This is a genomic window from Listeria sp. MAN/IMW/UF464 (assembly GCF_058683955.1).
The window spans coordinates 1,071,654-1,083,750 of sequence record NZ_JBZWZP010000001.1; the positions used below are offsets into that span (position 1 = coordinate 1,071,654).

General features: G+C 39.6%; 14 protein-coding genes. 12 read left to right on the forward strand and 2 right to left on the reverse strand.

Going from position 1 to position 12,097, the window contains the following annotated elements; translation table 11 throughout:
* Nucleotides 1-92 precede the first annotated feature (92 nt).
* Nucleotides 93-1,388 carry an NCS2 family permease gene (locus AC4PG0_RS05450; protein WP_112120102.1) on the forward strand — a complete coding sequence of 432 codons (1,296 nt, stop codon included), beginning with the start codon at nt 93-95 and terminating at the stop codon, nt 1,386-1,388.
* Nucleotides 1,389-1,429: 41 nt separating this feature from the next.
* Here the strand turns inward: AC4PG0_RS05450 and AC4PG0_RS05455 are convergent, their stop codons facing one another.
* Entirely contained in the window at nt 1,430-2,461 is a 1,032-nt protein-coding gene (locus AC4PG0_RS05455) for a nucleoid-associated protein (RefSeq protein WP_003760718.1), read from the reverse strand.
* Between the two features lie 76 nt (nt 2,462-2,537).
* Between AC4PG0_RS05455 and AC4PG0_RS05460 the strand changes: the two genes are divergently transcribed.
* Nucleotides 2,538-2,834 carry an MGMT family protein gene (locus tag AC4PG0_RS05460; protein WP_003760717.1) on the forward strand — a complete coding sequence of 99 codons (297 nt, stop codon included), beginning with the start codon at nt 2,538-2,540 and terminating at the stop codon, nt 2,832-2,834.
* Here AC4PG0_RS05460 and hisJ read toward each other — a convergent pair.
* Nucleotides 2,819-3,646, reverse strand: coding sequence for a histidinol-phosphatase HisJ (hisJ, locus tag AC4PG0_RS05465; protein ID WP_194321379.1), 828 nt, complete (start codon nt 3,644-3,646; stop codon nt 2,819-2,821). The two genes, AC4PG0_RS05460 and hisJ, sit on opposite strands and share 16 nt — an antisense overlap.
* Nucleotides 3,647-3,797: 151 nt before the next feature.
* On the opposite strand from hisJ, the gene AC4PG0_RS05470 reads away from it, so the two are divergent.
* The 10 genes from AC4PG0_RS05470 to gdhA all read left to right on the forward strand — a co-directional run bounded on the left by AC4PG0_RS05470 (nt 3,798) and on the right by gdhA (nt 12,092).
* Nucleotides 3,798-4,976: an ATP phosphoribosyltransferase regulatory subunit gene (locus tag AC4PG0_RS05470; protein ID WP_492167366.1), complete on the forward strand. Its 1,179-nt coding sequence runs from the start codon at nt 3,798-3,800 to the stop codon at nt 4,974-4,976.
* Nucleotides 4,976-5,617 (forward strand): ATP phosphoribosyltransferase, encoded by a 642-nt coding sequence (gene hisG / locus AC4PG0_RS05475; protein WP_492167365.1) that lies wholly within the window; start codon nt 4,976-4,978, stop codon nt 5,615-5,617. Before AC4PG0_RS05470 ends, hisG begins: the two co-directional genes overlap by 1 nt.
* Nucleotides 5,614-6,897: a histidinol dehydrogenase gene (gene hisD, locus AC4PG0_RS05480; protein ID WP_492167364.1), complete on the forward strand. Its 1,284-nt coding sequence runs from the start codon at nt 5,614-5,616 to the stop codon at nt 6,895-6,897. The genes hisG and hisD overlap by 4 nt, the downstream gene beginning before the upstream one ends.
* Nucleotides 6,898-7,482: an imidazoleglycerol-phosphate dehydratase HisB gene (gene hisB / locus AC4PG0_RS05485; protein ID WP_492167363.1), complete on the forward strand. Its 585-nt coding sequence runs from the start codon at nt 6,898-6,900 to the stop codon at nt 7,480-7,482.
* A complete protein-coding gene (hisH, locus tag AC4PG0_RS05490) occupies nt 7,483-8,109 on the forward strand; it encodes an imidazole glycerol phosphate synthase subunit HisH (RefSeq protein ID WP_409353687.1) in 627 nt (208 codons plus the stop codon).
* Entirely contained in the window at nt 8,088-8,810 is a 723-nt protein-coding gene (gene hisA / locus AC4PG0_RS05495; protein ID WP_409353688.1) for a 1-(5-phosphoribosyl)-5-[(5-phosphoribosylamino)methylideneamino]imidazole-4-carboxamide isomerase, read from the forward strand. Before hisH ends, hisA begins: the two co-directional genes overlap by 22 nt.
* Complete coding sequence (gene hisF / locus AC4PG0_RS05500; RefSeq protein WP_185484789.1) at nt 8,800-9,555, forward strand: imidazole glycerol phosphate synthase subunit HisF; 756 nt, start codon at nt 8,800-8,802, stop codon at nt 9,553-9,555. Before hisA ends, hisF begins: the two co-directional genes overlap by 11 nt.
* Nucleotides 9,552-9,869 carry a phosphoribosyl-AMP cyclohydrolase gene (hisI, locus tag AC4PG0_RS05505; RefSeq protein WP_003760704.1) on the forward strand — a complete coding sequence of 106 codons (318 nt, stop codon included), beginning with the start codon at nt 9,552-9,554 and terminating at the stop codon, nt 9,867-9,869. The genes hisF and hisI overlap by 4 nt, the downstream gene beginning before the upstream one ends.
* Nucleotides 9,870-10,181, forward strand: a complete 312-nt coding sequence (gene hisE, locus AC4PG0_RS05510; protein ID WP_010990491.1) for a phosphoribosyl-ATP diphosphatase — start codon at nt 9,870-9,872, stop codon at nt 10,179-10,181.
* A gap of 534 nt (nt 10,182-10,715) precedes the next feature.
* Nucleotides 10,716-12,092, forward strand: coding sequence for an NADP-specific glutamate dehydrogenase (gene gdhA / locus AC4PG0_RS05515; protein ID WP_492167362.1), 1,377 nt, complete (start codon nt 10,716-10,718; stop codon nt 12,090-12,092).
* Nucleotides 12,093-12,097 lie beyond the last annotated feature (5 nt).

Genomic DNA, 12,097 nt, shown 5'->3' on the forward strand with positions numbered 1-12,097 from the left:
AGGGATTTTTTTGCTATTTTTATTTATTATTCCCTTTTTTACCTAGGCTCTTTCCGTTATGTGCGACAACATAAATAGGGAGGCTTTTTTTAATGGATAAATTTTTCAAACTACGCGAGAACAAGACGACTGTTCGGACAGAAATACTCGCGGGGCTAACGACTTTCTTATCGATGGCTTATGTACTTTTCGTCAACCCATCTATGCTTGCAACAACTGGAATGGAATTAAAAGCTGTTTTTGTGGCAACGATTCTTGCGTCAGTCGTTGGTTCACTTGCAATGGGGCTCATCGCTAATTACCCAATCGGGCTCGCTCCTGGTATGGGATTAAATGCGTTTTTTGCTTATACGGTTTGTGCGCAGTGGGGTATCCCGTGGCAAACTGCACTAGCTGGCGTACTTGTTTCTGGTCTAGTATTTATTTGTTTAACACTTTCAGGACTACGCGAAAAAATTGTTAATGCAATTCCAACTGAACTAAAATTTGCCGTTGGAGCTGGAATTGGCTTTTTCATCGCCTTTTTAGGACTAAAAAATGCTGGAATTATCGTACCAAATGATTCGACGATTGTAGCGCTTGGTGACTTACATTCTGGTCCCGTGTTACTTGCTGTTTTTGGGATTATTATAACTGTAGCTTATATGACAATTGGTTGGAAAGGTGCGATTTTCTTTGGGATGGCAACAACCGCCATTGCTGGAATGTTATTTGGATTAATTGACGTACCAACTCAAGTTGTTTCTTCTGTACCAAGTATGGAGTCAACGTTTGGTCAAGCAATTATTCACTTGCCAGATATTTTCACACCACAAATGCTCATTGTTATTTTGACATTTTTCTTTATTGATTTCTTTGATACTGCGGGGACACTTGTTGCGGTTGCGACTCAAGCTGGATTTGTAAAAGATAATAAAATCCCGCGTGCAGGTCGTTCGCTGTTTTCCGATTCGCTGGCAACGGTTTTTGGAGCGATTTTTGGAACATCAACAACTACTTCTTATGTAGAATCAACTGCCGGTGTTGCGGTTGGTGGTCGAACAGGTTTAACAGCTGTCGTTATTGCTATCTGTTTCTCACTGTCACTATTCTTCTCGCCGCTTCTTGGTGTCATTACAAGTGCGGTTACGACTCCAGCGCTTGTGATCGTAGGGATTTTAATGATTGGCAATGTCGCTCATATTGATTGGACTAAATTTGAAGTAGCTGTTCCATCGTTTTTCGTTATCTTAATGATGGTACTTACTTTCTCTATTGCAACTGGTATCGCGATTGGTTTCATTTTCTACCCAATTACAATGGTACTTAAAGGTCGTTATAAAGAAGTGCATCCAATTATGTATGTGATGATGGTTCTATTTATACTGTACTTTATGTTTGTCGTTTAGACAGCAAAAAAACCGGGGATGCGGAATCCCCGGTTTTTCTTTTAATCGTAATAAACAATCATGTAGTTTTTTCCTTTTTCCTCGTCATAGCCTTGGACAAAATCAGTTTCTTCCAATTGTTCTAAGTCTTTCACGACAACTGAAATATTTTTTCCAAGTTTAATTGTTTTGCGAATTTTTTTCGATAGTTTTTCACGTTTTTCTTCATCTAATTGGAATGTTTCCGGAAAACGGACATTGTTTTCTCGTTCGAAAGTATCTACCATTGTATTGAATTCGGTAATTTCTTCCGGTTTTTCAATTGTCGTACGAGCAAATTCAGCGATATTTAACGTTTCTTCCCCTGCCAAATATTCGCTCGTCGCTTTCACAAAATTCGATTTATCAAGCAGCGACTCTTCCCGTTGTTTAATATAGTCCGTGCAAACTTCCACAAATCCTTCTGTATAAAATTTTTCATCTGTTATTTTATCAATACTTAAAAACTTATCTTTCCAATAAACAGAATCCCCGCGGTTAAGCCGATCTAATATCAAAACTTTATTCCCTGAATCATGGTCGACATTAAAAATCAAACAACCTTTATCGAGGTCCGTCCCTGTAATACCTTTATCATAACCAATCTGGAACTCGCTACCATTAAAATCATTTTTCAGAAAAACTTCTTTATTTTCAACTTTGAAGATGCCAATACCATTCGTAAAATCTCCATCAACTACGCAACCCTCAATAAAGAAAATCCATACATCACCACTTTTAATATTCGGGTGGGTTGTTTCACTATATAAATGCTCTAAAATTTTCTTAGATTCATCTAAAAACTCTTCTTCCGCCCCAAACATATTTGCCGCAAAAGTCCGGACCTCATTAAAATCCAAATCTGTTTCATGAGAAAATTGATAATAATCGTCTTTCGTAAATGGCTCTAAGAAAATAGAAGCCAAGGTTTGGTTCATTTCTGAGCCAATATCTTGAAGTACATTCGCTGATACTTCTGTTCCTTCTTCTCTCGCTTTATTTCCAGCAAAATGGACCACGAGTTTCGTAATTTTTGCGTAAGAAAAATCTGGCATTTACTAATCATCCTAACTTTTATAAAATAACTATTTCCTGTATACTAAATTTATTATGAACAAACGGAGGTATGTAATGGTTCCAGCAGATTTTGAAGAACGTGTTTATACGGTCGTACGCCAAATTCCACGCGGCAAAGTGACTACATATGGTCAAATCGCCTATATGATTGGCTTTCCAAAAAACGCCAGACTAGTTGGTGCTACACTGAAGCATTCAAAGCGTGACCAAATCACACCATGCCATCGGGTCGTAAATGCAGCTGGCCGACTTGTCCCGAACTGGGAAGAACAGCGTGAACTACTACTGTCAGAAGGGGTTACATTTAAAGAAAACGGACATGTCAAAATGAAAGATCATTTTTGGCAATAAGCGTCGTAGCCACGACCAATATCAGCAACACCGTGTGAATCGGATCCGTAAACAAATGGAATCTCTAACGCTCGAGCTAAAGTCACAATTTCTTTCGGTGGATAGGTTTCTTTGCAAAGTGGCTTAAATAATCCCGCCGTATTAAAATCAAGCTCATAACCCCGTTTTTTCACTAAAGCAAGAATCGCCTCAAATTCTGCGATAACTTCCGCTGTAAAATCACGCCCGTCTGCTCCAAAAAACTGTTGAAACTTCTGACACAGCGAAATATGTCCGATTCTCCGCGGTTTAAAAGCTCCTAAATCCGCTTCAATTGACTGTTTGACACCTGCTAAATAAGCAAGTTGCGCTTGTTCAAATCCACCATAAAATTGCACAATTCCTTCATTATAATCTTCCGCTGTAAAATCAATCGAACGAAAGCCACCTTGGCCTTCTAAAAAATGCAGCGATAACACACCATCGTCCGTTTGCGGTCCATACTCATTCAAAAAATCTCGCGTGAAATCCTCATAACCAATTAAATAATCCACTTCAAACCCAATATGTATTAATAAGTCACTCGCATATTTTTTCTTCATCTGGTTCATTTTCTTAAAATAATAAGGCAAATCACTCATCGACATACTTGCCGTTGTGACAGCTTCTTGGTTTCCCGCAGTATTTTTCATAAATTCACTCGAAAGCGGCGCGTGCTCAACTATAGAATACTCATCAAAATCCAGTTCAATCGCTTTTAAAATCATTTCTTCCACATCATCATGCGTGCCATGTGGACAAAATTCGGTATGCGTATGCCCGTCTCTTTTCATATTCAACCCTCTTTCAAAATTCTTTTCCCTAAGTACTCTAAATGGTACACTAATTATACCATATGAAACAATTTTTCTATTCATCATTTACAAAAACGCTTTAACGTGCTAATATGCTAATAAACTAAAATATTGTAAAGGAGCTAACCAGATGAACTTAAACAAGAACTTGCCAACTGGAACTCGTGATAAGCTCTTTCGCGAAGCACGGGCCTCATACCAGATTGAGCAACAAGTGAATCATTATTTTGCGAAACGTGGATTTAAGCGTATTGAAACACCTGTTATCGAATTTGAAGATGTTTTTTCCTCTGAACATCAAGCTGATGCCAAACTATATCGCTTCTTTGATGAAAAAGGTCGCTTGACGGTACTTAGGCCAGATATGACCCTTCCAATTGGTCGAGTCGTTAGTACAACTGGTGTTACACTCCCTCTAAAACTTTCTTATAGCGGAAAAATCTTTCGTGCAAATGAAGACTTTGGCGGCGAACAAAACGAACAAACACAAGCCGGAATTGAAATCATTGGCTATCCTTCCATCAAAGCAGAAATTGAATGTATTTTAAGTGGGATTGGCGTTTTAAATGCTCTAGAAATTCCGAATTTTCAAATTGAACTTGGTCATGCGGCGATTTATAGACGTGTAATCCATCTTTTAAACCTACCTGAAACTGCTGAAATGGATTTTCGTCTCCTGATTCAAAATAAAAGTCTCACTGGCATTCAACAATTTGTTACCGAGAATCCAAGTACGCTCGATGATTTTATTCTCGCCTTACCACGCTTATTTGGCCCAGCAACGACTATTTTAAAACAAGCTAAAAATTTAACGACCGATAAAGGAATTTTGACGGCACTAACTGAAATGGAAACTATCGTGGACGCTGTTTCTTACGCAGCAGATATTAGTGTCGATTTAGGACTCGTGCAAGATTTTCATTATTATACTGGTATTATTTTTAGAGGATATGCCGACCTTGCTGCTGATAATTTTTTAAGTGGCGGTCGTTACGATCACTTACTAGAACAATTCACCAGCTCTTCCTCTCCAGCAGTTGGTTTAGCTCTTAATCTCGACTCCCTCACAACCCTACAAAACCGCGCTGGCATCATCAAAAAACAAACGCCAACAACGCTTTTAATCCACTACGACCTAGATGCAATCCAACAAGCTGAAAAACTCATGCAAGAAACACCGAACAGCGAATTAAGTTTTTTTGAAACTCCAACAAATGCCATCTCTTTTGCGGAAAAATGGCAAATTCCGACTGTCGTTCACGTTGCGCGCGATAGTATCCAAACTATTTTTCATAAGGAGGCGGAATAATGAAAGCTTTAAAAATCGCCTTAACAAAAGGTCGACTCGAGAAAGACGCGGTCGCACTTTTAGAAAAAGCGGGTATTGATTGTTCTTCTATGAATGATAAAAAGCGAAAACTGATTTTCCATAGTAGCACCCAACCAATTTCTTTTATTTTAGTAAAAGCTGTTGACGTTATGACCTATGTAAAACACGGCGTTGCGGATATTGGCATTGTTGGTAAAGACGTTCTAATGGAAGCCTCCAAATCGCATTACGAAATGCTCGATCTTGAAATCTGTCAATGTCAGTTTTGCCTAGCTTCTACTCCTGATTTTGATCCAAGTAGCTACCGCCGGAAAATTATCGCAACCAAATACCCAGCTGTTTCTTCTAAATTTTTCCGTGAAAAAGGCGAAGATGTCGAAATCATCAAAATCGAAGGCTCGGTCGAAATTGCTCCAGTACTTGGACTCGCTGACGCTATCATTGATATTGTCGAAACCGGCTCCACTTTAAAAGAAAACGGCTTAGTTATTTATGAAAAAATGTATCCTATCTCCGCCCGACTGATTGTTAATAAAGCTTCCTTAAAACAAAATAAAACACAAATTTTCCAATTAATTGATCAATTAGAACAAGCGATAAAGGAGGAGAGGCCACGATGAAATTTTTAACAGGAACAACAGAGGCAATACTAAACGAACTGATAGCAGAAAATTCAAGTAATACCTCTGACCAAATCGCAAGCGAAGTAAAAGCAATTATTGAACAAGTAAAAAGCACTGGGGATCAAGCCTTGTTCGACTATACGGCAAAGTTCGATGGCGTTGAACTAAATGAATTGCGCGTCCCAAACAGCGACATCCAAATAGCCACCAACAAAGTCGATCCCGCCTTCCTTGAAGCACTTAAAGAAGCAAAAGCAAACATAGAAAGCTTCCATAATAAGCAAAAACAATCAGCTTTCTTGGATAGTGAAAAAGATGGTGTCATTCGCGGACAAATAATTCGCCCACTAGAAACAGTTGGCGTGTATGTTCCAGGCGGTACAGCAGCCTATCCGTCCTCTGTTTTAATGAACGTCCTCCCTGCCAAAATTGCCGGTGTAAAACGAATTGTAATGATTACACCACCTAGCGAAAACGGTATTAACCCACATGTTTTAGCAGCCGCAAATTTGGCAGGCGTCGATGAAATTTATCAAGTTGGCGGTGCGCACGGAATCGCTGCCCTAGCTTACGGTACAGCATCCATTCCTAAAGTAGACAAAATCGTCGGACCTGGGAATGTTTATGTGGCTACTGCTAAGCGTGAAGTGTTTGGCTTAGTCGATATTGACATGATTGCTGGTCCATCTGAAATCGTCGTGCTCGCTGATGAAACAGCTAAACCCGCCTTTATCGCAGCCGACTTACTTTCTCAAGCAGAGCACGATACATTAGCCCGTGCTATTTTAATTACAACCAGTGAAAAAATTGCCCAACAAACAAAAATCGAGCTAAATAAACAACTTGAAAATCTACCTCGAAAAGCGATTGCTAAAGAAGCTACCGAGTCCCACGGAAAAATTATTATCACAAAGAGCACTGCGGAAATGTTCCATATAATGAACGAAATCGCTCCAGAACATCTAGAAGTACAACTTGAAAACCCAATGAACTACCTTTACCAAATTAAAAACGCCGGCTCCATTTTCTTAGGAAACTATGCATCTGAACCACTTGGCGATTATTTTGCTGGACCGAATCACGTCTTACCAACAAGCGGAACCGCCAAATTCTTCTCTCCACTTGGCGTAGAAGATTTTACGAAACGTTCAGCTTTTATTTCTTATACAAAAGAAGCTCTTGCAAAAGAAAAAGATGCTATCGTGCTCCTTGCAAGTAAAGAAGGTCTAGATGCCCACGCCAAAGCCATCCAAATTCGTTTTAAGGAGGAAAATTAAATGAGATCAGCAAGTAAAACAAGAATTACCGGAGAAACTTCTATTGAACTGTCACTTAACCTAGATTCACAAGCGGCTTCTACTATATCAACTGGTGTCGGCTTTTTAGACCATATGCTAACGTTATTTGCCAAACATAGCCGAATTACTTTAAATGTAAAAGCAGACGGCGATACATATGTTGATGCACATCATACAGTTGAAGACGTCGGCATTACACTGGGTCTTTGTTTAAAAGAAGCGCTTTCTGATAAAGCCAGTATTAACCGTTACGGCTCTTCCTATGTGCCAATGGACGAATCACTTGGCTTTTGCGCACTTGATTTAAGCGGTCGCTCCTATCTTGTGTTTGACGCCGAATTAACAAATCCTAAGCTTGGCGATTTTGACACTGAGTTAGTAGAAGAATTTTTCCAAGCAGTTGCCTTTAACACAGAAATGAACCTTCATCTTCGCGTCCTTTATGGTAAAAATACACATCATAAAATTGAAGCACTTTTTAAAGCATTTGGTCGTGCTCTTCGCGAAGCACTCACAATAAACCCTGAAATAAAAGGTGTAAATTCTACTAAAGGAGTCCTGTAAATGATTGTTATTATTGATTATGATACAGGAAACACGAAGAGCATCAGCAAAGCACTTGATTTTATTGGTCTTCAAAATAAAATTTCTAGCAACCACGCGGAAATTTTGCAAGCGGATGGCGTTATTTTACCAGGAGTCGGAGCTTTTCCAGAAGCGATGCAAGAACTAGGTCGGCGTGGTCTGGATGTGACGTTAAAAGAAATGGCAGAATCTGGCAAACCGATGCTTGGCGTTTGTCTTGGTATGCAACTGCTACTTGAATCAAGTGACGAACATCTCTTTACTAAAGGACTCGGTCTCATTCCAGGACATATCGAAAAACTACCAGACGAACCTGGATTTGCCGTTCCGCACATGGGCTGGAATCAACTTGAAATAAAACGCAGCACCCCACTCACTAAAAAACTCGGCGGTGAATATGTCTATTACGTCCATTCCTACTATGCAAATTGTCCAAACGAATACATTATTGCAACTAGCGGTTATTCTGTTGAAGTTCCAAGTATGATAAATAAAGGCAATATTTACGGCGCCCAGTTTCACCCAGAAAAAAGCGGTCAAATCGGGCTTGAAATTTTAAAAGGGTTTAAGGAGGTCACTAAATCATGCAAATCTTCCCAGCAATAGATTTAAAAAATGGACAATGCGTCCGGCTTTTCCAAGGTGATTTTTCCAAAAAAATAATTGTAAATGAAGACCCGATTGCCCAAGCTAAATCATTTGCTAAAAGCGGCGCCACCTATTTGCACATTGTTGATTTAGACGGAGCTTTAGAAGGTCGTCCCGTTAATCTAGAAATTATCCAACAAATGAAAAAAGCTGCAAAGGTGCCGGTCCAAGTTGGTGGCGGTATTCGTAGTATGGCGCAAGTTGATTATTACCTTGAGTCCGGTATTGACCGAGTTATTATCGGTTCAGCCGCACTAACAGACCCAGACTTTTTACAAGCAGCAGTGAAAAAATACGGCTCTAAAATCGCAGCTGGCATCGATGCAAAAAACGGCTTTGTTGCGACGAGTGGTTGGTTAAATATCAGTCAAGTAAGCTTTTTAGATTTAGCCAAACAAATGGAAGCGATGGATGTTGAAACCATTATTTATACAGATATTAGCCGCGATGGCACGCTAACTGGTCCGAATTTAGAACAGATGGCCGCACTTCAAAAACACGTTACAATCAATTTAATTGCCTCTGGTGGCGTTAGCAGTCGCGCTGATTTAGAAGCCCTTAGTGAACTCGGATTATACGGAGCAATTGCTGGAAAAGCCCTTTACAACGGAAATATTTCGATGTCAGACATAGTGGAGGTGGAACAAAGTGCTTACTAAACGAATCATCCCATGCCTTGATGTTACAGCTGGACGCGTAGTTAAAGGAGTTAATTTTGTTTCATTAACGGATGTAGGTGATCCAGTCGAAATTGCCAAAGCTTATAATGAAGCTGGAGCCGATGAACTTGTTTTCCTCGATATTACTGCAACTGTTGAACTACGCCAAACGATGATAGATGTTGTGGAACGAACGGCAGAACAAGTTTTTATTCCACTGACAGTTGGCGGAGGTATAAATAGCGTGAATGATATGAAAGAATTACTTCAAGCAGGAGCAGACAAAATATCGCTTAATTCCGCCGCAATAAAAAGACCCGAACTTATCCAAGAAGGTGCTAACAAATTTGGAAACCAATGCATTGTAGTCGCAATTGACGCTAAATGGAACGGCTCCAATTGGCATGTTTTCACTCGAGGTGGACGAGATGACACTGGCTTAGATGCTATTGAATGGGCCAAAAAAGCGACTCAACTTGGCGCCGGTGAGATTCTGTTAACAAGCATGGACGGTGATGGTACGAAAAACGGATATGACATTCCACTCACAAAAGCAATTTCCGAAGCTGTCTCCGTCCCAGTTATCGCTTCAGGAGGATGCGGTAATGCGAGCCATATGGTAGAAGTTTTTGAACAAACAAACGCAACCGCCGCACTCGCTGCCAGTATTTTCCATTACGGTGAACTTAGTATCAAAAACGTCAAAGCTACTTTACTTGAAAAAGGAGTGAACATTCGCCCATGAATACCGTTGATTTTTCTAAAGGATTAGTCCCAACGATTATTTTAGATGACCAAAATGGCGAAGTTTTAATGCTCGCCTACATGAATCAAGAAAGCTACCAAAAAACACTTGAAACTGGCTATACTTGGTTTTTTTCACGCTCGAGAAATGAACTTTGGAATAAAGGCGAAACCAGTGGGCACACCCAAAAAGTAAAACAAATTTGGACCGACTGTGATAATGACACTTTGCTTATTCGCGTGATTCAAACTGGCCCAGCATGTCATACCGGCAAAAAAAGCTGTTTTTTCAACCTTATAAAGGAGGACTTTTAAATGCTTAGTGACTTATATGAAGAAATCAAACTTCGCAAAACTCAACCAAAAGAAGGCTCCTACACCAACTACTTGTTCGAAAAAGGATTAGACAAAATTCTAAAAAAAGTCGGCGAAGAAACTACTGAGGTCGTCATCGCGGCCAAAAACAATAATGAAGAGCTCATTTCAGAAATAACCGACCTAACATACCACTTACTCGTCCTTCTAGCCGAAAAAGACATTCCATTAGAAGATATTAAACAAGAACTTCAAAGCCGAGAAGGAAAGCTAAGCAAAACAAGTGATCGTAAAGAAATTAACGATTTATAAAAACATGACATTTTCGTAACCTTAAAGAATACTATTGTAAGAAAAAGCACATGATTTTAAAGAGCATATTTTATATACTTGTTTACGTGGAGGGCTTTTATTTTTTCCCAAAAGAAAGCAAGTAATGTTAGAGCAATAATTCTAGTATCCGAATTAGTCTTATCCCTTGGCTCGCTCTAACGTTATTACTCCCTAATACTCCCTTTAACCGCATCCCCCTGGTGCGGTTATTTTTTATGACATCGCTTGGCAGTTAAGAAATCGCATTAAAAACTTCCCTTCCCCCGAAAATTTTTTCATTAATTGCTTAAGCAAACGTTCTCATTAACTTGATTTTAAAAAATTTCTGAAAAATTGGTTTTTATGCTTGAAAATATTCTCAACAATGTGTAAACTAACAACATAGGTAAGAAAAGTTGACCTAATTGATGCAACTAAGCCGATGTTTTTCTCTTTTATAACATCGCTTGTATTTGTATCAGGTTTTCTACTTTTCCTTATAGTCAAAATATTTAAACAAGGAGCGATTATAGTATGGCACAAACATCTACTATCCAAAACGACACTAAGGCAGCCGAAGAATACGCAGCCCGTGTGTTTGAGACAATTAAACAACGGAATCCTGGCGAAACGGAATTCCACCAAGCAGTTGAAGAATTCTTAAACTCTGTTATCCCGGCCCTTGCAAAAGAACCTAAATACGAAGCACACGGTATTTTAGAACAGCTAACAGAACCCGAACGCCTAATTAGTTTCCGAGTTCCATGGGTAGATGATGCTGGCACAGTACAAGTAAATCGTGGTTACCGCGTTCAATTTAACAGCGCAATTGGCCCTTATAAAGGCGGCCTTCGCTTCCATCCATCCGTTACCGGGAGTATTGTAAAATTCCTTGGTTTCGAGCAAATCTTCAAAAATTCTTTAACCGGTTTACCAATTGGCGGCGGTAAAGGTGGCTCTGATTTCAATCCAAAAGGTAAATCAGATGCTGAAGTAATGCGTTTTTGTCAAAGCTTTATGACAGAATTACAAAAACATATCGGTCCAGATACTGATGTTCCAGCTGGTGATATTGGTGTTGGCGGCCGTGAAATTGGTTACTTATTTGGTCAATACAAACGTCTTCGTGGCGCTTATGATGCTGGTACTTTAACTGGTAAAGGTCTATCATACGGTGGTAGTTTAGCTCGTACAGAGGCAACTGGTTATGGTCTTGTTTATTTCACGGTTGAAATGTTAGAAGCAGCTGGTGAATCTATTCGCGGTAAGAAGATTGTTGTTTCAGGCTCTGGTAATGTAGCTATTTATGCAATTGAAAAAGCACATGAACTTGGCGCTAAAGTAGTTGCATGTAGTGATTCTGCTGGATTTGTTTATGACAAAGAAGGCATCCAAGTAGAAACAGTGAAACAATTAAAAGAAGTAGAGCGTAAACGTATCAGTGAATATGTAACATTGCATCCATCTGCTGAATATTATGCAGGCGGCGACGTGTGGTCTGTTCCATGTGATATTGCCCTACCATGCGCTACTCAAAATGAAATAAATGCCGACCAAGCTCGTGCACTTGTAAAAAACGGTGTAATCGCAGTTGCAGAAGGTGCAAATATGCCATCTACGCTTGAAGCGGTTGACATTTATCACGAAAACAAAGTATTATTTGGCCCAGCAAAAGCAGCTAATGCCGGTGGAGTTGCAGTATCAGCACTCGAAATGGCTCAAAACAGCACACGTATGAGCTGGACTTTCCAAACAGTAGATGAACACTTACAAAACATTATGAAAGACATTTATAAAAACTCAAGCAATGCTGCAAGCGAATACGGAGCAACTGGTAATTTAGTTGTCGGTTCCAATATCGCAGGTTTCCTAAAAGTTGCAGATACAATGATTGCTCACGGAATTATTTAAATAGA

Excerpts from the sequence above, each read along its gene's own strand:
- AC4PG0_RS05450 (WP_112120102.1), top strand. The coding sequence starts at position 93 with ATGGATAAATTTTTCAAACTACGCGAGAACAAGACGACTGTTCGGACA.
- AC4PG0_RS05455 (WP_003760718.1), bottom strand. The coding sequence starts at position 2,461 with ATGCCAGATTTTTCTTACGCAAAAATTACGAAACTCGTGGTCCATTTT.
- AC4PG0_RS05460 (WP_003760717.1), top strand. The coding sequence starts at position 2,538 with ATGGTTCCAGCAGATTTTGAAGAACGTGTTTATACGGTCGTACGCCAA.
- hisJ (WP_194321379.1), bottom strand. The coding sequence starts at position 3,646 with ATGAAAAGAGACGGGCATACGCATACCGAATTTTGTCCACATGGCACG.
- AC4PG0_RS05470 (WP_492167366.1), top strand. The coding sequence starts at position 3,798 with ATGAACTTAAACAAGAACTTGCCAACTGGAACTCGTGATAAGCTCTTT.
- hisG (WP_492167365.1), top strand. The coding sequence starts at position 4,976 with ATGAAAGCTTTAAAAATCGCCTTAACAAAAGGTCGACTCGAGAAAGAC.
- hisD (WP_492167364.1), top strand. The coding sequence starts at position 5,614 with ATGAAATTTTTAACAGGAACAACAGAGGCAATACTAAACGAACTGATA.
- hisB (WP_492167363.1), top strand. The coding sequence starts at position 6,898 with ATGAGATCAGCAAGTAAAACAAGAATTACCGGAGAAACTTCTATTGAA.
- hisH (WP_409353687.1), top strand. The coding sequence starts at position 7,483 with ATGATTGTTATTATTGATTATGATACAGGAAACACGAAGAGCATCAGC.
- hisA (WP_409353688.1), top strand. The coding sequence starts at position 8,088 with ATGCAAATCTTCCCAGCAATAGATTTAAAAAATGGACAATGCGTCCGG.
- hisI (WP_003760704.1), top strand. The coding sequence starts at position 9,552 with ATGAATACCGTTGATTTTTCTAAAGGATTAGTCCCAACGATTATTTTA.
- hisE (WP_010990491.1), top strand. The coding sequence starts at position 9,870 with ATGCTTAGTGACTTATATGAAGAAATCAAACTTCGCAAAACTCAACCA.
- gdhA (WP_492167362.1), top strand. The coding sequence starts at position 10,716 with ATGGCACAAACATCTACTATCCAAAACGACACTAAGGCAGCCGAAGAA.